The following is a 25172-nucleotide window of genomic DNA, read 5'->3' on the forward strand; positions in this document are numbered from 1 at the left end:
CTTTTTCGGTCTTTTATAAAGGTTATTCTGTGCTGACAGGACTATATGACGGTAAATGGATCATTATCAAATGATAAAAGAAAAAGGACGCCGGGAGTGGCGTCCTTTAACAAAAATGATTTTATAATCTTGAATCCGGCCGGACGGCCGGATTTTAAACGTCGCAAATGAGTACGCCCTGCTTCAGGGATTCCAGCATACCTGCCTTGTCCTTCGGCGTCGGGACGAATTCCTGACCGATGTAGCCTTTGTAGCCGGTTGCAACGATCGCTTTGACAATCGCAGGGTAGTAAATCTCCTGGCGATCGTCGATTTCCGTCCGGTTGGGCATCCCGCCGGTGTGGTAGTGACTGATGTACTGGCCATACCGCTGGATATTACGGATATGATCGCCATGCATGGACTGCATGTGGAAGATATCGTACAGCAGTTTGAAGCGTTCCGACCCAACAGCCTCGCAAAGTACCGAGCCCCATTGTACGGTGTCGCATTGGTAGTCCGGGTGGGAGTGCCGGGAGCTGAGGAGCTCCATCGTCAGCGTTACGCCGTGCTTTTCGGCGGTCGGCATGATCCGCTTAAGTCCTTTCTGGCAGTTAAGGATACCCTGGTAGTCGTCGAGACCGTTCCGGTTGCCCGAAAAACAGATCAGGTTGGTGACGCCGGCAGCCTTCGCCTCCGGAATGAGCTTTTCGTAGCATTCGACCAGCTTGTCGTGATTCTTCGGATTATTGAAGAAGCTGGGAAGGCCGGTGCCGTCGGGCCATCTGTCGGCCTGCCCCATGGCAGAAGTAAGGCCGTACTTGGCCAGTGTCGGCCATTCGGCGGGGCCGGTCAGTTCGATCGACTGAATACCGATGTTCTTGCAGGCTTGTGCAAACTCATCGAGGGGAATGGAGCCGAAGCACCAGCGGGAAACGGAATGCTTGATATTGCCTTTGAGGGCCGGCTGGGCAGCAGCAGCTTCCAGTGTGGCACCCAGCGAAGAGGTGGCAGCCGCGGCCGCAGTTTTCTTCAGCATAGAGCGTCGGTTCATAAAATGAGCAGATATGCGCGATAAAACAGGTTTCTTTAACTAATTAGAATGTTCTATACATCGGCTACCCTGAAAAGCTGAATTTTAATTTCATCCCAGACGCCGCCGGTTACATACGGTTCGGTAGTGAGCCAGGCGCGGAGGGTCGCTTCATCCGGAAAATCCATGATCATGACAGAGCCGATCATCCGGCCGTCGTCCGAAAGGAGCGCGCCGCCGATAAGGAAATGTCCGGCCGCTTTCAGTTCCCGGGCGCGGGCGAGGTGCGCAGGGCGGGTAGCCGCCCGCCGCTCTGCCGCATCGGGGTGGTCGTATGCCTGGAGGTGAAATTGCATGGCTTAGTCGAGATAGCTTCGGATGCGGGCAGCAATAACCGCCAGCTGTTCCTGGGAAAGAGACAGTTTCGGATTGGCAAAATTGACGTCCCGCATGGAGTTCATCGGAATCAGGTGGACGTGCGCATGCGGAACTTCCAGGCCGATGACACTGACGCCGAGACGGACGCAGGGGCAGGCTTTCTGAATAGCGGGCGCGATTTTCTTGGCAAACAGGATCAGTCCTGAAAGCGTCGCATCGTCCAGATCAAAGACATAATCCACTTCCTTTTTCGGAATCACAAGGGTGTGGCCTTCCGTAAGGGGCGAGATATCGAGGAAAGCGAGGTATCGGTCGTCTTCGGCAACCTTGTGGCAGGGAATTTCTCCCTGAATGATCCGCGTGAAAATAGACGGCATCGGTCCGGTAGTTTGGTTCAGACAACGAATGTAGAAGATGCAGGGTGTATTCGAAGGAATCTGCAAAAAGTACTTCTGTGCATTCTGTGTTTTCTGTGAGCTATTTATTTTTTTCTCACAGAAAACACAGACTACACAGAAGCAAGAAAAAACGGGGCTGCCTGGTTAGAAGCAGCCCCGTTTCAGGATAGTATAAGAAGGTTAAAACCTACCGGGAGATGTCCAGTACTTCAAACTCCGCTTTGCCGGCAGGCAGTTGTACTTCTGCCACATCGCCGACGGACTTGCCGAGAAGGCCTTTGCCGATCGGTGATTGAACGGAGATTTTGCCGGTTTTGACATCGGCCTCTGTTTCCGCTACCAGCGTATAGGTAGCGATCATATTGTTCCGCTTGTTTTTGATCTTGACAATCGACAGGATCGCAACTTTGGAGGTATCAATAATAGACTCGTCCAGGATACGGGCATTGGAGAGCAGCTCCTCGAGCTTGGCAATTTTCAGCTCGTGGAGGCCCTGCGCTTCTTTGGCCGCGTCGTATTCAGCGTTTTCAGACAAGTCACCTTTATCTCTTGCTTCGGCAATCTGGTGTGCGATATGCGCCCGGCCCTTGGTCTTCAGTTCATGCAGATCGGCTTTAAGCTTATTGAGCCCTTCTTCGGTATAATAGGCCACTTTTCCCATAATCAAAATCTCATTTACAGGTGTAACTTTTTTTGGGTTGATCGCGCGCCCTGTCGGACGGTTATCAGGGTGTTGCCCGGGGGCAGAAAAAAGAAGCCCAGGTTAAAAATTCAGGCAACTTTTGGTTAAGTGTCTGAATTTCAAGGTTCCTGTGCTTCGGAAATCTCGAACGTAATGACAAAAAAAAAGAACGGTGACAAGACCGCTCTGCAATTCACCCGACAGTATACCGGATGCAGAATCAATCTTCCCGCCGAAGACCCAATGGATGAATCGTACGTGTTTGCATGGACGACTTCATGATGAATGGGTCAACAAAATTAGCACATTTACCGTAAAAAGCAAGTAAAATCTCATTTTCGTCAGCCGGAGGAGAGCCGGCCGGCGCCTTCGCCGCGAAGAATTACGCGGTCGCGGTATGGACCGGCAGCGGAAAGCATGATATTTGAAGACGGTTGTCTGTCAGACAACGAATCTTACTACGTTTCCATGAGAATTTTGTTTCTGGGTACCCCGGAATTTGCGGTCGAGAGCCTCCGGGCGCTGGTCGAAAACGGATGCAATGTCGTAGCGGTGGTTACGGCTCCCGACAAGCCGGCGGGGCGCGGGCAGCATGTGCAGCAATCGCCCGTGAAGCAGTACGCCGTGTCGGCCGGAATACCGGTCCTTCAACCGGAAAAGCTGAAAAATCCTGCTTTTCTGGAGGAATTGAAAAGCTACCGGGCCGATTTACAGGTAATTGTCGCCTTCCGGATGCTGCCCGAAGTAGTCTGGAATATGCCGCCGCTGGGGACATTTAATCTGCATGCCTCGCTGCTGCCGCAGTACCGGGGCGCCGCGCCGATCAACTGGGCTGTTATCAATGGAGAAAAGAAAACCGGGGTAACGACTTTTTTTCTGCAGCATGAAATTGATACCGGTCCGCTCATTTTTCAGGAAGAAGAACCCATCGGGCCGGATGATACGGTTGGGACGCTCTATGAGCGTTTGATGCACCGCGGCGCTGCGCTGGTGGTCAAAACCGTCCGCGCGATTGAAGCCGGAAATTACCCGCAGATTCCGCAGGATGAATCGCGCGAATTGAAAGCTGCTCCGAAGATTTTCCGGGAAACCTGTGAAATCAACTGGAACCGGCCGACGGAAGCCGTCCGCGATCACATCCGGGGATTGTCGCCATACCCGGCCGCCTGGACTACTTTATTGGGCAAAACGTGTAAGGTATACCGCGCCGAACGGGTCGAATCATCGGAAGAGGCCGCGCCGGGCAACTACACAACCGATCATAAAACCTACCTGAGATTTCGCTGTGCCGATGGGTGGCTTTCCCTGACCGAGCTGCAACTCGAAGGAAAGAAACGGATGGGCATCGAAGAACTGCTCAGAGGTATTAAAGGTTTATAGGAGTACTGATTCATCAACAACGATACGCGCCGGATTCCACTGGACCCGGACATAAAAAAATGATTACGACCTCTGTATTCGATTTATTCAAAGTCGGACCGGGTCCGTCGAGCTCGCACACGATCGGACCAATGAAAGCCGCATACGATTTTCTCCTGGAAATCCGGAACAGCGCCGACGCAGCCCGTGGCCGGAAAGTAGAAATTCACCTGTTCGGGTCGCTTTCGGCGACGGGCAAAGGCCACGGTACCGACCGGGCCATTGTTGGCGGACTACTCGGATGGCTGCCGGATACCTGTGATCCCAAAGCCTTGCTCGAACTGGGAAACGACGCGCATACCCTGCCCGTTTCCGATGCTTCGATTACCACCGCTGCCGGAGAGATTATATACCACCGTGGCAAAACGGACTTTCCGCACCCCAATACCATGATCCTGAAGCTGACCGACGGCGCAGGGAATATCCTCCTCGAACACGAGTACTACTCTGTCGGCGGCGGGTTCATCCAGCGAAAAGGCCGGCCGGTAGAAGGTACCCGGGATACGGAGCCTCGTTTTCCGTATGAAAATATGGAAAGCCTGAAAAAGCAACTCGCTGCATCCGGCCTGTCGCTCCCGAAACTGATGATCGAAAACGAAAAGTCACTCACCGGGCTGAGCGAGCGGGAGATCAACCACCGCCTCGATTTTATCCTGGAAGCGATGGAGAAGGCCGTGAAACGCGGCCTGCGCGGAAAGGGATTGCTGCCGGGTACTATCCGCCTGCAACGCAAGGCCCCAAAGGTATACGAGCAGGCGAAGAGTCATTCGCTGACGTCGGATAGCTTTCTGATGTTTCTCAACGCGTATTGCCTGGCGGCTTCGGAAGAAAACGCGGCAGGCAGTATTGTTGTGACGGCTCCGACATCCGGCGCGTCCGGCGTTTTTCCGGGACTCACGTACCTGATGAAACACCACTTCCATTATTCTCCCCAGAAAATGCGGGACGGACTGCTGGTAGCCGCCGCTGTCGGCTTTCTGGTAAAACACATTGCCAGTATATCCGGCGCGGAAATGGGGTGTATGGGGGAAATAGGCACGGCGTCGGCTATGGGAGCAGCCATGCTGACCTATGCGGCAGGCGGCGCGGCGGCGCAGGTGGAAGCGGCGGCGGAAATCGGCATCGAACACCACCTCGGTATGACGTGTGACCCGATCGGCGGCTATGTGCAGATTCCCTGCATCGAGCGGAATGCCATGGGGGCAGTCAAAGCCTACAACGCCTACCTGCTGGCGATGGCGAGCGATCCGAGCTATCAGAAAATCTCCCTCGACAGCGTCCTTAAAGTCATGCGCGCCACCGGACGGGATATGTCGCAGAAGTATAAAGAGACCTCTGAAGCGGGGTTGGCGTTGAGTATGACGGAGTGTTGAGGCAGTTTTCGGTTTTCGGTTTTTTGTTTTCAGTTTTGAGGAAAGAAAAAGCGTTTCCGGGAACAAACAGATAGCTGAAGACTTTCCGAAAACCGAAAACCGAAAACCGAAAACCGAAAACCGAAAACCGAAAACCGAAAACCGAAAACCGAAAACCGAAAACCGAAAACCATTCCCATGACATCCCTCATCGTAGCGGCGGCAGAAAACGGCGCGATTGGAAAAGATAACCAGCTGCTATGGCACTTGCCGGATGATCTGAGGTTATTCAAGCGACTTACCACGGGCCATGCCATCGTCATGGGCCGGAAAACATATGAATCCATCGGGCGGCCGCTTCCCAACCGGGAATCGGTTATTTTGACGCGGCAAACAGGGTATGAGGTACCGGGGGCGACAGTAGTTGCCACGCTGGAAGAAGCCCTGGCCGGCCGCGAAGACGTATTCGTGATCGGCGGAGCGGAGATTTACAGGCTGGCGTTGCCTGTCGCCGACCGGATATACCTGACAGAAGTACATACCCGGATTGAAGGCGATGCCTTTTTTGAAATACCCGCGGGCTGGAAGGAAGTCTCCCGCGAGCACCATCCGGCCGATGAAAAGCACGCCTATTCCTTTGATTTCGTGGTATTGGACCGACAATAAGGGACTATTCCGAAACAAAAAGCGAGAGGCTGTACCGTTGAGGTGCAGCCTCTCACTTTTTGTGCGACATTTCGGATATTGCAGGCAACGAAACCTCTTTACCTATGCTGACCGCTCCCGACTGGCAGGCCGCGCTGTACTTAGGCGGCTTCGCAGGAAGCCTCCCGCTGATCCCTGCTGATTTTCAGGTGCTTGAAGAGCGGGTACGCCGGAAACTGCCGGCCCGTGCCTTTGACTACCTGGCAGGCGGCGCGGGTCGGGAGCAAACGATGGAGGCGAACCGGTCGGACTGGGACCGGTACCGGATTCTGCCGCGTATGCTCAACGATGTATCCGCGCGGGACCTCAGTACAACGCTTTTCGGGCAGCGACTACCCCTGCCGGCGCTGCTGGCACCAATAGGAGTACTCGAACTTGCTCATGCTGAAGCTGATACGGCCGTAGGGCGGGCGGCGGCCTCAGCCGGTATTCCCTATATCTTTTCGAACCAGGCTTCGCGGCCGATGGAGGAAGTTGCTTCGGCAATGGGGGAAGGTGCACGTTGGTTCCAGCTGTACTGGAGCAAATCCCGGGACCTGGTGGAGAGCCTGGTTGCCCGGGCCGAAGCCTGCAGATGCAGCGCTATCGTCATCACCCTCGACACTACCTTGCTGGGATGGCGAATCCGCGACCTGGACCATGCTTACCTGCCGTTTCTCGAAGGAAAGGGCATTGCGCAGTATACTTCCGATCCGGTTTTTCAGCGTATGCTTGACGAAGCGGAATTTCCGGCTGTGAAGCGGCGTGTTACCCTTCAGTCAATCCTGGGGCTGATGACCCTGACCAAACGGTATCCCGGAGGCGGCTTTTGGAAGAAGTTACGCTCGGGGAGGCCGCTGAAAGCCGTGCAGCAGTTTGTTCGTATCTACTCCAATCCGGCGTTGCAGTGGGAGGACCTTTCGTTTTTGCGGGAAAGAACGCGATTGCCGGTTTTGCTGAAAGGTATTCTGCATCCGGACGACGCCCGCAAGGCACTTGATTACGGTATCGACGGGCTGATCGTCTCCAACCACGGCGGCCGGCAGGTAGACGGGTCGGTAAGTACTGCCGAAATGCTTCCAGGTATTATAGCGGCTGTGGGTGGGAAGGTGCCGGTACTGGTGGATAGCGGAATACGTGGCGGCGCGGATATCTTCCGGGCGCTTGCGCTGGGGGCGTCGGCGGTTTGTGTGGGCCGGCCCTATGCATACGCCCTGGCGTTAGGCGGTCAGGAAGGAGTAGCAACGTACCTGCAGCACCTGGCTGCGGATTTCGAGCTGACAATGGCGTTGGCGGGGTGCCGTGCAATTCCGGAGATTACCCGGGAACGAATCGTGACGAGGTAGGGGTTATTCCGAAGGCCGGTGACATAGATTTATCCAATCATTGTCGCCGAAATCAGGTAGTATTTCTTGGAAAAGATCAAAACTAACTTAACCCTTCAGATTGCCGGGCCGAATCCTTACTTTTGCGGTGTTAATCTGAACCAGCCGCAGTACCGGCGAGTAACCCTGAAAACATAAATCGACATGCCTGGAACCGAATTATTTGGAGCCGAAGAACGCAAGGAAATCAACGACGTCCTCGAGACCGGTATTTTCTTCCGCTATAACCACGACGCACAACGGAATAACATCTGGAAAGCCCGCGAATTTGAGGCGGAAGTCTGCAAACTCGTTGGCTCCAAATATGCCCATGCAGTTTCTTCCGGTTCGACGGCCGTGCAATGCGCCCTGGCGGCGTCCGGCATCGGAGCCGGCGACGAAGTCATCGTTCCGCCGTTTACCTACATCGCGACGGTTGAGGCCGTTTTGATGGTTGGCGCACTTCCCGTTTTCGCCGATATCGACGAAACGCTGTGCCTCAGCGCCGAAGGTATCCGCAAAGTCATCACCCCGAAAACGAAAGCCATCTGCCTCGTGCACATGTGTGGTCAGATGGCCGACATGGACGCGATCATGGCGGTCGTAAAAGAACATAACCTGATTCTGGTGGAAGACGCCGGTCAGGCCATGGCAGCCAGCTACAAAGGCATTTCAACCGGCCTCTGGGGCAAAGCAGGCGCTTATTCCTATGATTTCTTCAAGATCGCCACAGCAGCTGAAGGCGGCGTGATGGTAACGAACGACGAAGAAGTATACCGCCTCGCCGACAGCTATTCCGATCACGGGCACGACCATATCGGCAACAACCGCGGGATGGAACAGCACCCGATCATTGGCTTCAACTTCCGTATTTCGGAACTGCATGCCGCGATCGGAAAGGTACAGACCCAGCGCGTGCCGTTCATCCGTGAAAAGAGCAACGAATACAAGAAATACCTGATGGAAAAACTCGGACAGGTACCGGGTATTTCCTTCGCCACGCTGCCCGACCCGGACGGCGATTCAGCGACGTTCCTCAATATGTTCCTGCCCGATACCGAAACGGCGGGGAAAGTTGTCGCCGAATTCAATGCTTCCGGCGTGAGCGGCTTCAACTACTGGTACACCAATATGTACCACTTTATCAACCAGTGGAATCACCTGAAGGATCTCAAGACGGCCTCGGCCCTCGGCGTGGAGAAATTCGGTGCACCGCAGGACTACCACAACCTCGACATTCCGAAGGCGCAGGAAACCATCGGACGCCTGATCTCTTTCGGCATTCGCTGCACCTGGACCTACGAAGAAGTTGACGCGCTGGTCGCGAAGGTTTCGGCGGCGGTGACGAAGGTGATGAGTGTGGAGGTTTAAGAAAAGGAGGTAATTATGATCAGCAGCGCTGCGTTGTTAGCCGAAATCAGAACACTCTCTCCGGCATTGCGGAAAGAGGCGGAGGATTACATCTCGTTTCTCAAAAAGAAGATGGAGTCGGAACGGAGTCCGTTAAAAGACCGGGAGTTCGGATACGGAAAGGGCAAGGTCTGGATTTCGGAGGATTTTGACGCTCCGCTGGATGATTTTAGCGAGTACCGTTGAGAGATGGAATTACTGCTGGACACACATGCCCTGTTGTGGTTTTATAGTGGAGATTCTGCCCTTTCCGATAAGGCGCAACGTTTGATCCGTGGAAGCGGGACGCGCTGTTACCTCAGTGTTGCCAGCTTGTGGGAAATTACCATAAAACTGGGGCTGGGTAAGCTGAAGCTGGATAGCGGTATCCCTGATTTGTTCCATTTTATAGAACGAAACCATATTGAAGTGCTACAGATCGAATTTGAGCACCTTATTCAATTACAGCAGTTGCCCGATATTCATAGAGATCCCTTTGACCGGCTCATTATCAGCCAGGCACGGGCGGAAAACCTTCCGGTTGTTTCGAAAGATCTTTTTTTCAGTAGTTATGACGTCGTAACAGTGTGGGAATAACCTGCACTCGTTAGTTTCTGAAAGCATGCATAAGAATTTCAAAGGAATCGAAAAAACCGTCTACGGGCGGGGTAGTTTCAACCAACTGGGCGAAATCCTGGCCCCGAAGCGGGTCGAAAATGAACAGTATTTTGTGTTCATCGTCGATCAGTATTTCAAAGGAAAAGACCTCGAAGTGCGCGTTCCGGCCGAAGGAAAGGACCTCGTGTACTTCATCGATGTCGATGTCCACGAGCCGACTACCGAGCAGATCGATACGCTCCGCGACGAAATCCTTGCCAAACAGGGACTTCCCTCCGGCGTAGTGGGTATCGGCGGCGGCTCCGTGATGGATATCGCCAAGGCGCTTTCCCTCATGCTGACCAACGAAGGCTCTTCCACCCTCTACCAGGGCCTGAACCTGGTGAAGGTACCGGGCGTGTACCACGTCGGCGTGCCGACTATCTCCGGTACCGGCGCCGAAGTATCCATGACCGCCGTACTGACCGGCCCGGTGAAAAAACTTGGCCTCAAATGCGAATGGACTGTCTTCAACCAGGTAGTACTCGATCCGGAACTGATTGCTTCTGTTCCGACCGACTGGTGGTTCTATACCGGCATGGATACCTACATCCACTGCGTGGAATCGGAAAACGGCCGCTTTAACAACGCCTATTCCCATGCGTTTGCGGAGCAGGCGATGAAGCTCTGCCGGGATATCTACCTCGGCGAAAACGCCGGGCAGAATGCCGAAAACGACGACAAGCTGATGGTAGCCTCCCTCATGGGCGGCCTGAGCCTGACGTACTCCGAAGTTGGGGTATGCCACGCGCTGAGCTACGGTCTTTCCAAGATCCTGGGTACCCGTCACTGCTATGCCAACTGCCTCATTATGAATCACCTGGAAGACTACTACCCCGAAGGCGTAGCCGAATTCAAGGAGATGGTGAAGCGGTTTAACGTCACCCTGCCGCAAGGCCTTGCCAAAGACTGGGACGACGAAACCATTACCAAAATGGCTCATGTTTCCTACAACCTTCCCCACATGTGGCTGCACGCCATCGGTGAAAACTGGCAGGAAACCATCACGATTGACCTGTTGAAGGACCTGTTCCGGAGACTCTAACACGTATTTATTCACCCGTAACGGCCGGGTTTCCCCCGAAAGCCCGCCAGCAATACCATGTCTCAGAAAATTGTTCGTGTCGGCGATATCGAGTGCGGATCAGATGAGCTCTTCCTCATCTCCGGTCCCTGCGTGATCGAAGACGAAAAAATCATGATGACTGTCGCCGAAAAACTCAAAGAGATTTCGGAGCGACTGAAAATCAAGGTTATCTACAAGTCTTCTTTCCAGAAAGACAACCGTTCCAGCCTGGAGTACTACTCCGGTCCGGGCCTGGATAAGGGTATCCAGATCCTTGCCAAAGTGAAGGAGCAGTTCGGATTTCCCCTCCTGACCGATATTCACTACCCCGATCAGGCCGCTCCTGTTGCTGAAGTCGTCGACGTTCTTCAGATTCCGGCATACCTCTGTATGCAAACCACGCTGACCGTCGCTGCCGCTCAAACCGGCCGCGTCGTCAACGTGAAGCACGGGCAGTTCCTCGCCCCGGAAAACATGAAGCACCCGGTCAAGAAAATCGAAGATTCCGGAAACAACCAGATCATCCTCACCGAACGCGGCTATTCCTTCGGTTATAATGACCTCGTAGTGGATCCGCGCAGCTTCTACCACATGGCCCGCACACAATACCCTGTGGTATTCGACGTGACGCACGCCATCCGGAAGTATGGTATCCCGTCGAAAGACTCCAAGGGAGGCGCCCGGGAATACCTGCCCGTACTCGCCCGCGCGGGTGTCGCTGCCGGTATCGACGGACTCTTCATCGAGGCGCACACCTGCCCGAGTGAAGCCCTTTGCGACGCGGCCAGCCAGCTCGATATCAGCCTGCTCGAGGAGTTCCTCAAGCCGCTGCTCGAACTCCATGCCGTGGAAGTCAAATACCGCAATTCCCTGCCTGAACTGGCTTAATTCCGGTTTTTGACAGAAAAGAAAAGCGCTTCCGTTTAGTCGGAAGCGCTTTTTTGTTGGGAAAAGGCTGATTGTCAGGGAGCCGGTATACGTGCAGCAGGAGATCGTCCGGAAGAGAAAGCAGGAAATTCCCCGCAGATGAAAATTTCTCCAAAAAATAATCAACTTTATGGCCGAACAACAATGTGATGCCTGGTTATGGAGGAGATCTCCCGGAACCTTACCCCGAATTTTTATATCACCAATAACGACGTGGAAATCATTGATGCGCTGGTCGACAATGGCGCGATGTTCAAGGATTTTTCCCGTAGTCAGGTGACGTCGTTTTTATGGGGCGAGGATTTCTGTCTGGTGCTGTTTTTTGCGGACGATTACGACCGGGGTTTTACGATGTACGTTGTCCGGGATTTTTCGGTCAATGTCAAGGATATGGTACAGCTTATCCACGCCCTCGATCAGATACTGGATCAGGGCTATAATTACCGGCTGTTTCACGCGGCACGGAGTAAGGTGGAAGAGATGCTGTACATGGCGCCGACGTTCCGGGCGATGTGGGACAAGGCGGACCCGGAACTGGAAGAAGAAGAAAACGACTATTAAACAAGAAAGCCGTCCCACAACAGGACGGCTTTCCTCCTGTCTGTGTATTCTGTGAAGTCTGTGAGAAAAAAAATCAGCTCACAGACTTCACAGAATACACAGACGGATCAACCCCAGTTCGATTTCTGAATATTCCCGATGCTGATCTTAATGCTTTCCAGCGGCGGGCGCTTGCAAACGTCCTGTTCGACGAAGTAATGCTTCAGCCCGGCCTGCTTCGCATGCTTAAACAGGGCGCCGAAATCAATGCTTCCTGTGCCAACCTCCGCGAATTCCTGCTGCGGCGTTTTGGCCATGTCTTTCACGTGCCAAAGCGGGAACCGGCCCGGGTACTTCGCAAAGTACTCCTGGGGCTTTTCACCGGCTTTGGTAACCCAGTACAGGTCCATTTCCATGTGTACCGGCGTTTGTTTAAGGAGCAGGTCGTACGGCTTGACGCCATCCACGCGCTGGGTAAACTCAAAATCGTGGTTGTGGTACCCGAGGGTAATACCTGCTTTTTTGGTGGTTTCGGAGCCTTTGTGAAGAAGGTCTACTAGCTTTTTGTAGTCTTCCGGACTGCGTTCGTCATCCACGAGGTAGGCAATAACCGCGAATTTCTGCCCGATGGCAGCAGCATCGTCGATTACTTTCGACCAGTTTTTCGTGAGCCCGTCGCTCATCGCCATCTTCTTTGACCGGGCGGTGAGGTAGTGGCCGCTGACAGCAGAGAGACCGTTGTCTTTCAGGATTTTGGCATATTCAGCCGGTGATTTTCCGAAGAACTTTCCCTGTGTATAGCCGAAGTTTTCCACCTTTTTGTATCCGAGCTTTGCGACCTGCTCGAGGATACGTTCGATGCCCTGCTTCTGAATATCGTCACGCAGGGTATACAACTGAAGGCCGATGGATTTGGCCTGAACAGACGCCAATACGTCCATTCCGGAGGCAGCAAGGGCGCCGAGCCCGAACGATGCCTGAAGAAAATTTCTACGGTTCATAGGGATGAAAATAAGCGGATCAGCCGCGCCCTGGCAGACGCCGGCTTCGTACGAATGAAAAAATCCGCTTCCAATGTAACCATCCTCCGGAAAGAAACAGGATAAAGCGAATATTAAATTTCATTTGAAGGAGGTATGCCGCTTATGCGTTCAGTCCCAGCAGCCGCTTGACATATTTTCCGACGATGTCAAACTCCAGGTTGACCGAATCGCCTTCCCGCAGGGAAGAAAAAGTCGTATGCTCGTAAGTGTATGGAATAATGGCTACCCGGAACCGGTTGGCTTCGGAATTGAAGACCGTCAGGCTGACGCCGTTGATGCTGATCGAGCCTTTTTCGACGGTTACATTTCCACTGGCGGTGTCGTATTCAAAATCAAACAGCCAGCTGCCGTTTTCGTCCTGTATGCGGGTGCAGACGGCGGTTTGGTCGACGTGGCCCTGAACAATATGCCCGTCAAACCGCCCGTTGGCCGGCATACACCGCTCCAGGTTAATGTGTGAGCCAATTTTAAGCGACCCCAGATTGCTTTTGCGCAGGGTTTCGTCGATCGCCGTGACGTAGTAAGTATCGGCATCGACGCCGACGACCGTGAGGCATACCCCATTGTGTGAGACGCTCTGGTCGATTTTCAATTCATGGGAAAGAGGGGACTGGATCCGGAAGGTCACGTTCGTACCTTCAAATTGCAGCTCTCTGACTTCCCCGATGGCTTCGATAATGCCGGTGAACATAGGGTGTTTTGCCGATTAGTTGACGATGTTTGCAGGACGGAAGTAATACCGAATTTGTATGCCGAACAGAAAATTGATTCTTCTCGCGATCGGGCTGGTCCTGGCCGCAACCCTGATCTACTCCTTAACCGGAGGCAAAAAAAGCTCTTTTTCGGATACCCTCCGGAAGGAACGCCAGGAAAAGGACGAAATGTTCCGGACCTCGGCCGACTCGCCCTTCCCGGATAAAAAAGACTTCCGTGCCCTGAACTACTTTGACCCGGATTCGACCTTTGAAGTCTACGCCAAAATCCGGGAAACCGAAGGCAACAAGACGTTTACCGTCGCCATGACCGGCGGACAGACCGAAACATATACCCTTTACGGAGAAGCAACGTTTGAACTGAAAGGAAAGAACTGCCGCCTGCTGGTTTTCCATAGTCCGGATAAAGGCGCCCTGTTCATTCCCTTCCGGGATGAAAGCAACAAAACGGCTTCGTATGGCGGCGGCCGGTACCTGGATGTCGAGGAATCGGCGATTACCGGCGGTCATGTCACGATTGACTTCAACCGGGCCTATAACCCATATTGCGCCTATTCACCGGAGTATACCTGTCCTGTTCCCCCGAAAGAAAATACCCTTCCGCTGGCTGTCACCGCCGGAGAAAAACGCTACCACGATTAACCACACAACCCTTCATGTCAAACTACATCATTAAATCCTTTACCCGCGGCTTTGAAGTATACCGGGAGAACGAAACCGCACCTGTTACCACTTTTCAGTATAACGGATGGTTTTCGAGCGACGGGCGCGCCGAAACCGGCAATAACACCGTCGAAATCAAGGCGAAGAATGTCTGGGCTTCCAAGTTCGATGTCTTTATCGATGGTATTGACAAAGGCGATATCCTCTTCAACTGGAAAGGAGAAATCATCATCCGCCTGGACACAGATGGCGTTGAAAAAAGCTATCGCCTGAAGTCCAGGGGCTTGTGGAATATGCACTTCGAGCTCGAAGATGAGCAGGAACAACGTTTACTGCTGCTGCAGCCTGCTTTCAAATGGGACCGCCTCAACTACGAATACCAGGTATCCGGCGAGCAGGAGCCTTCTATTTTGCTCATACTCACTTCTATTTACGGCATCAACCTGTATATGACGATGATGGCTGTGGTATAATCCCACCAAACAAAAAACGGGGGCATACCGAAAGGTATGCCCCCGTTTTTTGTTTGGGTACTATTCGATTAGTACTGGAATACCTTACCACCGGCAAGTACTTCCTGGTTCTTCTCGTCGAACGTCACTTTCAGGCCTGTGCGGTAGGCCGCGTTGGACATAATCGTGGCGATCGAGTGCTGGTAACCTGCTTCAATCGGTGCATTCGGGGTTTTACGGCTCCGTACGCACTCCATCCAGTTCTTGATGTGATTGAACGTCAGCATGTCGCCGCCGGTGTTGGCGCTGGTTTCGACCTTCGGGCCTTCCAGTTTGGTAGAGGCGAGAAGGTTGGCCTGCATGCCCATTTCGCCTGCTTCGCGGGCGGACAGACCACCCGTCGGGGAGATCATGTTGGTGTCGAGGTTGAGCTCGCCGCCGTTGGAGTAGTAGATCTCACGTGTACCGCCGGCGGAGTTGCTGAAGCGGCTCGCGAAGGATACCTGGAAGCCGGTAGTCGGATCGTTGAGCGGGCCGTAATCAAACACAACCATGAGCGTATCGGCGTTTTTACGACCGTCTTTCCACTGGTAGATACCGCCGTTGGCTACTACTGAACGGGGGTGTGCCAGGCCGGAGAACCAGTGCACCGTATCAATCTGGTGGCTCATCCACTGACCCGGAATACCGGAAGAATACGGCCAGAAGAGGCGGTATTCGAGGTACTTACGCGGATCGAAGGCTTCGAAGGGACGGTTGAGGAGGTACCGTTTCCAGTCCAGGTCTTCTTCCTTGCACTGGGCTACCAGCGCCGGACGGCGCCAGCGACCCGGCTGGTTAACATTCCAGATGAGCTCAACAGCCACGATCGGGCCGAATTTGCCTGAGCGGATAAAGTCGTTGGCGGCGTGGTAATTCGCGCCGCTCCGCCGCTGGGAACCAATCTGAACAATTTTACCCGACTGCTTCACCGCTTTCAGGACGGCGCGTGCGTCGGCCATGGTTTCAGCCAGGGGCTTTTCGGTGTACGTATCGCATCCGGCCTTGACGGCTTCGATGGTATGCAGGGCATGCTGGAAATCGGCCGTGCTGATGAAGACCGCGTCGACCGACTTGGAATCATACAGCTCGTCGTTGTTGCGGAATTCCTTAATGGAGCCGCCCAGTTGCTTTTCGAGGAATGCCTTACCTTCTTCCCGGCGACGTTTCCAGATATCGGAAACGGCCACCATCTCAAAATTCATTTCCTTGCCGAGTGTCTTGAACGGCGGTACGTGGGAACTGCGGAAACGATCCGAAAACCCGACGCAGCCGACACGGACGCGGTCGTTGGAACCCAGGATCTTGCGGTAGCTCGCTGCCGACATGGCGTTGACGCTCAACGCTGATCCGGCAGTAGCGAGAGACAGTTTACGGAGAAAATCTCTACGGTTTTCCATAGGTAGCACCGGCTTTCCGGCCGGCTCATTGAGGTTTATTTGAGGATACGGTATTCAATCCAAAGAAGGCTAGTGCCTTTACGCAAAACTACTTGAGTTCGCGGATTTTAATGCTCCGGTAGCTGACAACGTCGCCGTGATCCTGCAGCAGAATCGGGCCGGAAGCTGCCAGACCGAAGTCTTTGTAACCGGCATACTTCGAGCGCTCTACCAGGGCGCGGAACAGGGGAGAACCCCGCTCGTATTCCACTACCTTGAAGCCGTTGAGCCAGTGTTCGACGTGATTATTCGGATAAACGATGACGCGCCCTTCGTTCCATTCGCCGATTTTCTTCACAGCCGCTTTGCGGGGACCGGTTTTATCGCCCGGAATGAGGTCGTACAGGGAGCCGATGGTCCGGTTGCCGTACGCGCCGAGTTTGGCGTCGGGGTGGCGGGCGTCATCGAGAATCTGAAATTCCAGGCCGATCGCAGAGCCTTTCTTGACGTAGTTCTCCGGAACCGTCAGCGGCTGGCCGGGTTTGAATTCGTGCGTGTAGGGCAGTAACTCCTTCACGAAGTACTTCACGCCGGAGTTTGCGCCTTCCGTCAGCTTAAACTGGAACGTCAGCTCAAATGCCGGGCCGTAGTTTTCTGTGGTGACAATATCGCCACCGTTGGTACTTTCGCCGCCGTCGCCTTTGTCGACCGTCAGCAGACCATCCTTTACATTCCAGCCTTTCTGCGGAAACTCCGTTTTGTAGGCGCCGCGCCAGCCCTGGGTCGACTTGCCGTCCCACAACAACTTAAAGCCCAGTGCTTTTTCCTGTTCAGAAAGCATATTGGGAATCAGGTTGATCACCGGGGTTTTGTCCAGCGGGGACGGTTGCAGGTTTTCGGTCTGAATGCGGATATTTTTCCAGTGAATGGATTTGCCTTCCTTTTCCTTATCGTTTCCGATGCCGTGGACCTGAAGGGCAATGTAGCCTTTGGTTGTCAGGTCGTCGACCAGGTTTGATACCGGCACGCCGTTCACAAACGTGCGGATCGAGGAGCCGATCGCTTCGATGCGGTAGCGGTTCCATTCGTTTTTATGGAAAGCGGCCTTGCCGGCGGGGTTATTGTCGGGCGTGCAGAGCCAGCCGCGGCGGGCTTCGTCGTACACACCGCCGCTCCAGGCGCGGTCCGACGGGTCAATTTCCATCTGATACCCATTGACGCGACCGTCTTCCGGCCGTTGCAGGCTGCGGAATTGAATACCTGAGTTCAGGGCGTTATCTACTTTGACATCGCATTCGAAAATGAAGTCTCCGTATGGCTGGTCCGTCAGGAGAAAGGTATTGGGTGTTCCGGTTTGGGAGATGCCGATGATCTCGCCGTTTTTTACGTCATACTTCGCTTTGCCGGAAGCGGTACCATCGGCCAGTTTCCAGCCTTTGAGGGTTTTTCCGTCAAACAGGTTTTTCCAGGACGCTTTGTCCGGAGGAGTAGCATAAGAGACAAAACTCGAAACGAATAGTGCGGCAACTGCGAAGCGTTTCATCGAAAACGGTTTAATGGTTAGAGACTAGCCTGGTTTACGGGTACAAAGTCAGACGACGCCCGTTTCTACTCAGTTGGCAACGGTTTTTTTCGACTTTCTGAATGCCTTCAGCCGCCTGTCCGGCCAGTCCTTCCATAAAGACCTTTTCTGAGCCGATGACCCTGAAAAAGAAAGCTATTTTGCTGTCAGGGACCGTCCGGCGGCCGGTCAAAAAAAAACCTCAAAAAGTCTGTGAAGTCTGTGTCGTCTGTGAGAAAATTGACAGCTCACAGACGACACAGACTTCACAGACTTTTTTGGGAGGGATACTATTTTCAGCCTTTCGGTTCAAAGTACAGCATCACACACCCACTTTCATACGCTTTCTGTTTCACCAGCGTCAGTCGTTGTTCCCGCTGAACGGCCGGAAATAGCTCAATCCCTTCCCCCAGAATCACGGGTATGAGCGTGACTATGTACTCGTCGATCAGCCCGGCGTCATGCGCCTGGCGGACGAGTTCGCCGCCGCCTACGAGCCAGATATCTTTTCCCGGTTCTGTTTTCAGTCTTTGGATGGCTTCGACAACGTCTTCCGTCACCAGTTCCGCTTCGGGAATAACCTGTTTGTCCGGGTTTCGGGAAAAAATCAACGACTTTTTTCCTCCATACGGCCAATCGGGAAAAGCGACGCAGACTTCATACGTCTTGTATCCCATCAGCAGAGTATCGATCGAATCGTAGAACGGTTCATAGCCATAGTCTTCGCCATCGATATCGGGAAGCCAGTCGATAGAGTCGTCTTTGCGGGCGATTTTGCCGTCCAGGCTGGCGGCGATGTAGAGAATTACTTTGCGCATACGTTTGGGAATTTTCGACAAAACTCCTGCTTCGCTTTATCCGGAAATTGTATGAAATGAAACATCGGCCAGCATGTCGGCATCGGTTGATACCAGGTTCGGATGGCCGGCAGATACATGCCCCGCCAGTACTTCCTTCCGGTAAGCCGACGGCGTCAGGCCGGTATACTTCCGGAAGAAGCGAATGAAGTGTGCCTGATCGAAAAATCCAAGGTCATATCCCGCTCCGGTCAGGGATTCCGCGGGGTGGGAGGCAAGCCGATGCAGCGTTCGCTGAAATACGACAAGGTGCTGATACTGAGCTGGCGTACAGCCGATGAGCTGACGAAACCGCCGGATCAGGGCCTGGGGCGTCATCCCGTACCGGGCCGCCAGACGGGAGGTAAGCAGCTCAGACAGGGGCGTCGCTGCGATCTCCGAAAGACTATCCCGGATAAAGGGCGGCAGCTCCGGCCGGACAAGCTTGGTGATCAGGTAGGATTCAACCAGCTGTAGTACCCGCCCGGGCGATGGTTTCTCGCTGAGTTGCTCCGAAAGCGCGGCAATATCCGGCCCGAAAACGTCGGCCGGATCGATAAACTGATCCTGTAATTCGTTGATATCCAGTCTGGAAAAGGCTGATAAACCCCAGGGGCGAAAGAGTACGCCGACAACGTAGTGCCGGCCTTCGGCACGGGTGAGCAGCGGACTCGTCTGCTGGCCCGCGAGCCACGCAGGGCCGGCGCACGCCTGCTGACCTCCCCCGTGACGCACATCGAACACATCCGACAGCGAAAACAGCCACTCGTGATGCAGCATCGGAAGCAGCCGGTTCGTAAACGAGAATCCGGAAGCTTCCGATACCCAAATCACGTCTACCCAGGGAGAGAGGGAAGCGGGCCGGGCCGTCAGTGTATTCATCTTTCAAAGATAAAAACAGAAACGGCCGGATGATTTACCCAATGGCGATATGCTGGGACTGAAGGAATTTCTTGCTGGTTTCGGCGCAGGAAAGAGCGGTTTTGCCGGTATCGGGTACACCATCGAGCTCGATAATACCCCAGCCGTTGAATTTGATCTCGTCCAGTGCCTTGAAAACGGACGGGAGGTTTACATTTCCGGTACCCAGCTCCACGAATTTATAGGCTTTCGGGTTCGGATTTCCCTCCAGCGGACAGCGTACATCCTTCAGGTGAAGGGCATACAGCAGGTCTTTGTACTGGTGAATGGCCTTCGCCGGATCGCCGCCGCCCTGGTGGTAATGGGCTACGTCGAGCAGCAGTTTCATGTATTTCGGGTTCATCTCCTGAACGATCACGTCCACTTCTTCCGGCGTCTCGCCGAGCTGGTTCATGTGGTTGTGGTAGGAGGTCTGAATACCCAAATCCGCCGTTTGTTTGGCGATTTCATTCATCACTTTGGAGAGGCGCTTGAGCTCGTCGGTCGTCGGCTGCCGGTCTTTCGGCCGGGCGGAGTTGGTCAGCTGGATCGACGTACCGCCGAGCGCTTTCACAAAGCTCGCGTGTGCCACGTGGTAGTTGATGGTACTTTCTTCCTTGGCGGGGTCAATTTCGACGTTGCCGCTGGAGAACATCACGAGCGAGAGCTTCTGCGCATCCAGGAGGGCTTTCAGTTCACTCGGTTTATTGCGGTAGGGACCAAACGCGTTGGAGCGGAGTTGAATACCGCGGAAACCAAGCGAAGCAATGTCCTGAATGGCCTGCGTGTCATTTCCGCCCCAGGTAATGGCAGAGTATCCGATTTTCAGCCGGGATTTAGCGGAAGCAAAAGCGTGGGCGCCCAGCGCGGCAGAGGCGGAGAGGAGGGCCGATTGCCGGAGAAACTGACGTCGGGATAGATGCATGATAGAGGTTTTTGAAAAAGACGAAAATAGCGTCTTTTTCCCTGAAAAACCTCACTTAAGAGCGCCCGGGTCACCCTCGGCCTGCTGCCGTCGGGCCTTTCGCTGCCGTGCCCGCTGGCCGATGTCAAGTCGGATACGCACTTCGTCGCCTTCGTCCCTGGCGCGCAGGTTGAGCGTCCATCCCGGGATTTCTTTGGCGTCGAGTTCGACGAGCTCATAGTCCTTGCCGCGTTTGCGCAGGTTTTTGAGGGGTATCTGGACGAAGAGGTCTGTCTTCTTTGCGAAGCTGTAGGTACCGCCGACATACAGCGTCAGCGCCGACGATTCGATACCCATGCGGTCCATTTCGATCTCACGACCACGGAAACGGAACTGGCTGGCCAGGGGCGCAAACCGGACGTTGTCGAAGTCGCGGTTCTTGAAAATAAACCGCTGCAAGCGCTTCAATGGCTCAAACTGGATCAGTTCCCCGTTTTTCAGCCGGAAGTTGAGATACCCGTAAAAGGTACCCGGCAGCGGGGTATAGTCCCGGTTAAGCTGTGCCTCGATTTTGCCTTCCGAGCTCCAGATACCGTTGATATTCTTGTGGGTGATGGTCGTTTGCTGAAAATCATCGAAGGCATAAAACAGCTGCCGGATATCTGTATTCTGAAGGCGGCAGGCGACCGACATACGTGCCGGATGGTCATGGAGGTAGTCAATCTGTCCCGAAAAGTCAAAATCGCCCTTGAAGGCATTCATTTTCAGGTTTTTGATTTCGAGTTTACGGGCCGATAAACCCAGCTGCCCGCGTACCTGTGTGGCGGCGAAATGCCGGTACTGAAACCGGTCGAGCTTCACCGAAATATCCGTTTCAAGGTGGTCAAGAATCCGGTCTATTTTGGTAATCAGCTCTTTGCGAGCCTTTTTGCGCATATTGGCGCTCTTCAGGGCCGGTCTGGGAAGAATTTTCGACGCGTTGAAGTTGAGATTAGGCGACGTGATCGCCGCCTGCGCATACAACCGCGTATTCGGCACGGTCAGGAAAGGGATGAGCTTCCGGATATGACCATGCACATATACCGGGCTTTTGTTGATCTGCGCGGAGATAGACCGGACGTACAGATCCCTTGCGTCAAAATCGGCCTCGATGTTCAGCTTTTCGAAATGGAGCTTCCGGGTGAGGTACCGGAACGACCCGTCCTGCACCCGTAAGGTACCGGCCAGTAATCCGGACAGGTTACCCGTTTTCTTGTCGAATATGGCATTGACACCGCCCCGGTAGTAGGCATCCATGCGGATATGCCCTTTTTCCAGCAGGTAATGCGTGGCATTCAGGTTTTCGTTCATGCGGGCGAGGTCGGCGTCGACCCGCGTCGTCAGAAATGCCCGGGATTGGTCGAGGTTGTGGATAACGAGGCGGCCGGAAACCGGAATCGTTTCCTCCCATTCTGCCGAATACTGTTCGAAAAGCAGCCGGGAGTTGGGATCGCCGGGTTCGCGTTTGGGGTCGAGGTGATTGGTGAAATGACCCTTGAGCGTCAGCGCCGAAAGCTCTCCGACGAGCGAGTTGTATTTGGTCGGATCAGTTGAGAACGTCAGGTCAATATTGGGTTCGCGGCCGGGGCCCGTTGATCCGCTGATCCGGATATCCGCTTTCCGGACTTTCGGGAAAAGACCAAACTTGCCGATGGTCGTCGCCAGGTGCCGGTTCATGAGCCCGAGCGCCGTGGGCAGCGGCATGCGCTGCAGGTGCAGATACAGGTTCATGTCAGGCGGCCGTCTGACGTGGAATTGAAACGTACCATTGGCTCTCAGGGTATCTTTTCTTGCGAAAACCAGCCGGGAAGGTTCCAGCGTCAGCAGCCGGGCAGTGGTATCCAGCCGGACGCGCAGGTGCAGGTCCGTTTCCTGATTTGTGCCAAAGCTGCCTTTTTTGGGGTTGAAAGCGAGTCCGTCCAGGTGCATGGGACCGGTAATGTGCCCCAGTAACGCCTGCTGATCCCTGCTGATCCGGCATTCTACTTTCCGGAAAAGCCCTCCGTACCATTTGTGGTGGAGGGAGTCAACGAAACGTACCTGCACGTTTTCAAGCTTGATCTTCTCAATTTCGACCAGAAACCCGCTTTTCGCCGTACTGCCGGACGCCTCACCAGGCTGAGGGCGGTAGGCGGTATCCCGCTCAAACAGGCTCCAGTTGGCATATCCGTTGGCCTGGCGAAAGGCGGTGAGATTCCCCTCGACGAGGCGGAGGCTCGTCATACGAACCTGCTTCTTGAATAACCGCATGAGATCCAGGCGGATACGAACCTCTTTCAGCTTCAGAAAATCCTGGTGGTGGTGTTTCAGGGAATCGTCTTCGAGCCGTACGTTCTGCAGCAAAAGCGTCAGACCGGGCGAACCGTCTTCCCAGAAAAGTACATGGAAGTTATCAGCGAGAAACGTCCCGCGGATGCGCGCACTGATTTCCCGCTGGAATTGCTTGAATATCCGATCCCGGTACAGGTAAATTCCCCCCATCAGACCGGCGGTCGTCAGGATACCCAGCGCAATCAGACCGAGCGGGTAGTGATGGGGTCGAAGTTTCCGTTTCATAGATCTCGTTTTAGGGCGGGTAACCGGGAAGCGATTCAATTTTTTAATTGCGGGGCTGGTCGACAAACTCGTACAACTTGCGTAAAGTTTTTGAAATTTGCCAATTGTCCCTCATCGTTTCATCACATGCTAAGAAAGATACTTCTCATCTCTGCTTCTTTCGGACTGCTCTCTTCCGCCGTTGCACAGAAACAGCCGCTGACCGCCGCCCAGCTATTCAAAGGCCAGTCGACCAACCTGTTTACCGCGTTGCCTGTTCCTGCGGGGTGGGCCGACGACACACATTATCTCCTTTCACGGGAAGGCAAATGGGTATCAGTCGATGTAAAGACCGGCCAGGAAACACCTTACGAACGCCCTGTTTCCAAAACCGAAACCGGCCCGGAAGGATCGCAGAACGCAACGCTCTCGCCCGATGGCAAATGGCTGGCCTACACCCGCGACAAGAAAAATCTATATGTAAAAGACCTTGCCAGCGGGCAGGAAAAGGCACTCAGCCAGGACGGGTCTGAAACAGTATACAACGGCTACGCCGCGTGGGTATACTGGGAAGAGGTCCTCGGCCGCGCTACGCAATACAAGGCATTCTGGTGGTCGCCCGACGGCAAGTACCTCGCTTTCATGCGTTTCGACGAAGCTAAGGTACCGGTCTTCACCATCGCAGGCGCTACCGGTCAGCACGGTTACGTTGAAAACCAGCGGTATCCCAAAGCCGGAGACCCGAACCCCAATGTAAAGGTTGCCATTGCCGAAGTCGGAACCGGGAAAATTACCTGGGTGGATTTTGACAGCAGCGTGGATCATTACCTCGGTACTCCTTTCTGGTCGCCCGATTCCAAAACCCTCATTCTTCAATGGAAAAGCCGCGGTCAGGACAACCTGAAGCTCGTGGCGGTGCAGCCCGAAACCGGCGCCAAGGCCGAATGGGTGAGCGAAACGCAGAAGACCTGGGTAGACTGGCTGCCGTCGCTCCAGTTTCTGAAAGACGGCTTCATCCTGCAAAGCGATGAAACCGGCTGGATGCACTATTACCTCCACGGTGCAGACGGAAAGCGCAAAAACGCCATTACGTCAGGCGATTTTACGGTAACCGGTATTTCGCTCGTCGATGAAAAAAACAAATGGCTCTATTTTACCGCCCGGAAGGAAAACTCTGCCCGGAACGATTTGTATAAAGTGAAATTTGATGGGAAAGGCCTCCAGCGCCTGACCTTCGGCGATTTCTACCACCAGGTAAGCGTATCACCGCAGGGTACCTATTTCCTGACGACGTACTCCAACCTGCAAACCCCCGCCCGGGTAGCGCTGGCAGACGCCAAAGGCAAGGTACTCCGGGAACTCGCCGATAACCGTGGCACGGCATACGATACTTATTCGCTGGCCAAAACGGAAATGATCAGGGTACCGATTGCCGACGGGTATGAACTGCCCGTATCGATCAAGTACCCCGTTAACTACGAAGCGGGTAAGAAATATCCGATGCTGATCAGTATTTACGGAGGACCGAACGCGGGTACTGTGTACGACCGCTGGAGTTATACGCCGACCGCCCAATGGTATGCGCAGGAGGGCCTGCTCCAGGTAGCGATTGACCACCGGGCTTCCGGGCATTTCGGTAAGAAAGGCCAGAACTACATTCACCGGGATCTCGGAAAGTGGGAAATTCAGGACTATTCAGACGTAGTGAAAGCCCTGATTGCCAAAGGGATGGTAGATCCGAAGAAGGTCGCCATTACCGGCGGTAGCTATGGCGGATACGTGACGGCCCTGGCCCTTACCCGCGGCGCGGATGTGTTTACGCATGGTATCGCGAATTTCGGGGTAATGGACTGGCATCTGTACGACAGTGAATACACCGAACGCTTCATGGATACGCCCGCCGAGAATCCCGACGGCTATAAAACCAGCTCGGTACTGACCTACGCCGATAAGCTGAAAGGTACGCTCCGGATTGTACACGGAACGATGGATGACAACGTCCATATGCAAAATTCCATCCAGCTGGTCGACAAGCTCGAAAACCTCAACAAGCACTTTGAGTTTATGATCTACCCAGGTGCACGGCATGGCTTCGGCGCCGGAAAGGCGAAACACGCCCAAATGGAAACGGCGCGGTTTGTGTACCGGTATTTACTGGAAAAACCCTTCCCGGAGGAGGTATTCGAATAAAAAAAGAGGGGCTGTTTCAGATGAGAAACAGCCCCTCTTTTTTCTGTGTA

General features: G+C 54.1%; 25 protein-coding genes. 13 read left to right on the forward strand and 12 right to left on the reverse strand.

Annotated elements, in window-relative coordinates:
- Window positions 1-154 precede the first annotated feature (154 nt).
- The 4 genes from BLR09_RS21375 to greA all read right to left on the reverse strand — a co-directional run bounded on the left by BLR09_RS21375 (window position 155) and on the right by greA (window position 2449).
- Complete coding sequence (locus BLR09_RS21375) at window positions 155-1018, reverse strand: hydroxypyruvate isomerase family protein (protein ID WP_245689983.1); 864 nt, start codon at window positions 1016-1018, stop codon at window positions 155-157.
- Between the two features lie 68 nt (window positions 1019-1086).
- Window positions 1087-1368, reverse strand: coding sequence for a YciI family protein (locus BLR09_RS21380; protein WP_093207722.1), 282 nt, complete (start codon window positions 1366-1368; stop codon window positions 1087-1089).
- A 3-nt stretch (window positions 1369-1371) separates the two neighbouring features.
- On the reverse strand, window positions 1372-1767 hold the full coding sequence (locus tag BLR09_RS21385) for an HIT family protein (protein WP_093207724.1): 396 nt from the start codon (window positions 1765-1767) through the stop codon (window positions 1372-1374).
- Between the two features lie 208 nt (window positions 1768-1975).
- A complete protein-coding gene (gene greA / locus BLR09_RS21390; RefSeq protein ID WP_093207725.1) occupies window positions 1976-2449 on the reverse strand; it encodes a transcription elongation factor GreA in 474 nt (157 codons plus the stop codon).
- Window positions 2450-2938: 489 nt separating this feature from the next.
- Here greA and fmt point away from each other — a divergent pair, with 489 nt between their 5' ends.
- From fmt to BLR09_RS21445, 10 genes are all read left to right on the forward strand, one after another.
- Entirely contained in the window at window positions 2939-3850 is a 912-nt protein-coding gene (fmt, locus tag BLR09_RS21395; protein ID WP_176785634.1) for a methionyl-tRNA formyltransferase, read from the forward strand.
- 59 nt (window positions 3851-3909) lie between these two features.
- Window positions 3910-5262 carry an L-serine ammonia-lyase gene (locus BLR09_RS21400; protein WP_093207727.1) on the forward strand — a complete coding sequence of 451 codons (1353 nt, stop codon included), beginning with the start codon at window positions 3910-3912 and terminating at the stop codon, window positions 5260-5262.
- Window positions 5263-5439: 177 nt separating this feature from the next.
- Window positions 5440-5907 carry a dihydrofolate reductase gene (locus BLR09_RS21405; RefSeq protein WP_093207729.1) on the forward strand — a complete coding sequence of 156 codons (468 nt, stop codon included), beginning with the start codon at window positions 5440-5442 and terminating at the stop codon, window positions 5905-5907.
- A 104-nt stretch (window positions 5908-6011) separates the two neighbouring features.
- Window positions 6012-7271, forward strand: a complete 1260-nt coding sequence (locus tag BLR09_RS21410) for an alpha-hydroxy-acid oxidizing protein (protein WP_093207730.1) — start codon at window positions 6012-6014, stop codon at window positions 7269-7271.
- Window positions 7272-7454: 183 nt separating this feature from the next.
- On the forward strand, window positions 7455-8660 hold the full coding sequence (locus BLR09_RS21415) for a DegT/DnrJ/EryC1/StrS family aminotransferase (RefSeq protein WP_093207732.1): 1206 nt from the start codon (window positions 7455-7457) through the stop codon (window positions 8658-8660).
- A gap of 15 nt (window positions 8661-8675) precedes the next feature.
- A complete protein-coding gene (vapB, locus tag BLR09_RS21420) occupies window positions 8676-8885 on the forward strand; it encodes a type II toxin-antitoxin system VapB family antitoxin (protein WP_245689984.1) in 210 nt (69 codons plus the stop codon).
- Window positions 8886-8888: 3 nt separating this feature from the next.
- Window positions 8889-9275 carry a type II toxin-antitoxin system VapC family toxin gene (locus BLR09_RS21425; protein WP_093207733.1) on the forward strand — a complete coding sequence of 129 codons (387 nt, stop codon included), beginning with the start codon at window positions 8889-8891 and terminating at the stop codon, window positions 9273-9275.
- A gap of 25 nt (window positions 9276-9300) precedes the next feature.
- The gene (locus BLR09_RS21430) at window positions 9301-10380 is read left to right on the forward strand and encodes an iron-containing alcohol dehydrogenase family protein (RefSeq protein WP_093207734.1); all 1080 of its coding nucleotides are present in this window, start codon (window positions 9301-9303) and stop codon (window positions 10378-10380) included.
- 57 nt (window positions 10381-10437) lie between these two features.
- Window positions 10438-11289: a 3-deoxy-8-phosphooctulonate synthase gene (gene kdsA, locus BLR09_RS21435; RefSeq protein ID WP_093207735.1), complete on the forward strand. Its 852-nt coding sequence runs from the start codon at window positions 10438-10440 to the stop codon at window positions 11287-11289.
- Between the two features lie 198 nt (window positions 11290-11487).
- On the forward strand, window positions 11488-11889 hold the full coding sequence (locus tag BLR09_RS21445; RefSeq protein WP_093207738.1) for a hypothetical protein: 402 nt from the start codon (window positions 11488-11490) through the stop codon (window positions 11887-11889).
- A 107-nt stretch (window positions 11890-11996) separates the two neighbouring features.
- On the opposite strand, the gene BLR09_RS21450 is transcribed toward BLR09_RS21445, so the two are convergent.
- Complete coding sequence (locus tag BLR09_RS21450; RefSeq protein WP_093207739.1) at window positions 11997-12869, reverse strand: sugar phosphate isomerase/epimerase family protein; 873 nt, start codon at window positions 12867-12869, stop codon at window positions 11997-11999.
- A 142-nt stretch (window positions 12870-13011) separates the two neighbouring features.
- Window positions 13012-13602: a riboflavin synthase gene (locus tag BLR09_RS21455; RefSeq protein WP_093207741.1), complete on the reverse strand. Its 591-nt coding sequence runs from the start codon at window positions 13600-13602 to the stop codon at window positions 13012-13014.
- 58 nt (window positions 13603-13660) lie between these two features.
- Here BLR09_RS21455 and BLR09_RS21460 point away from each other — a divergent pair, with 58 nt between their 5' ends.
- On the forward strand, window positions 13661-14266 hold the full coding sequence (locus tag BLR09_RS21460) for a DUF1684 domain-containing protein (RefSeq protein WP_093207742.1): 606 nt from the start codon (window positions 13661-13663) through the stop codon (window positions 14264-14266).
- Between the two features lie 14 nt (window positions 14267-14280).
- Window positions 14281-14760, forward strand: a complete 480-nt coding sequence (locus tag BLR09_RS21465) for a hypothetical protein (RefSeq protein WP_093207744.1) — start codon at window positions 14281-14283, stop codon at window positions 14758-14760.
- Window positions 14761-14828: 68 nt separating this feature from the next.
- Here BLR09_RS21465 and BLR09_RS21470 read toward each other — a convergent pair whose 3' ends face one another.
- The 6 genes from BLR09_RS21470 to BLR09_RS21495 form a co-directional block, all read right to left on the reverse strand.
- Complete coding sequence (locus BLR09_RS21470) at window positions 14829-16178, reverse strand: Gfo/Idh/MocA family protein (protein ID WP_093207745.1); 1350 nt, start codon at window positions 16176-16178, stop codon at window positions 14829-14831.
- 88 nt (window positions 16179-16266) lie between these two features.
- Entirely contained in the window at window positions 16267-17700 is a 1434-nt protein-coding gene (locus BLR09_RS21475; RefSeq protein ID WP_093207747.1) for a 3-keto-disaccharide hydrolase, read from the reverse strand.
- A gap of 314 nt (window positions 17701-18014) precedes the next feature.
- Window positions 18015-18536 carry a dihydrofolate reductase family protein gene (locus BLR09_RS21480; protein ID WP_093207748.1) on the reverse strand — a complete coding sequence of 174 codons (522 nt, stop codon included), beginning with the start codon at window positions 18534-18536 and terminating at the stop codon, window positions 18015-18017.
- Window positions 18537-18572: 36 nt separating this feature from the next.
- Window positions 18573-19436 carry an AraC family transcriptional regulator gene (locus BLR09_RS21485; RefSeq protein ID WP_093207750.1) on the reverse strand — a complete coding sequence of 288 codons (864 nt, stop codon included), beginning with the start codon at window positions 19434-19436 and terminating at the stop codon, window positions 18573-18575.
- 34 nt (window positions 19437-19470) lie between these two features.
- Complete coding sequence (locus tag BLR09_RS21490; RefSeq protein WP_093207751.1) at window positions 19471-20379, reverse strand: sugar phosphate isomerase/epimerase family protein; 909 nt, start codon at window positions 20377-20379, stop codon at window positions 19471-19473.
- A 51-nt stretch (window positions 20380-20430) separates the two neighbouring features.
- Entirely contained in the window at window positions 20431-22953 is a 2523-nt protein-coding gene (locus BLR09_RS21495) for an AsmA-like C-terminal region-containing protein (RefSeq protein ID WP_093207752.1), read from the reverse strand.
- Window positions 22954-23079: 126 nt separating this feature from the next.
- Between BLR09_RS21495 and BLR09_RS21500 the strand changes: the two genes are divergently transcribed.
- A complete protein-coding gene (locus BLR09_RS21500) occupies window positions 23080-25122 on the forward strand; it encodes a S9 family peptidase (protein ID WP_093207754.1) in 2043 nt (680 codons plus the stop codon).
- The last annotated feature ends 50 nt before the right edge of the window (window positions 25123-25172 follow it).

The organism is Siphonobacter aquaeclarae (assembly GCF_900103285.1).
Taxonomy (GTDB): Bacteria; Bacteroidota; Bacteroidia; order Cytophagales; family Spirosomataceae; genus Siphonobacter; species Siphonobacter aquaeclarae.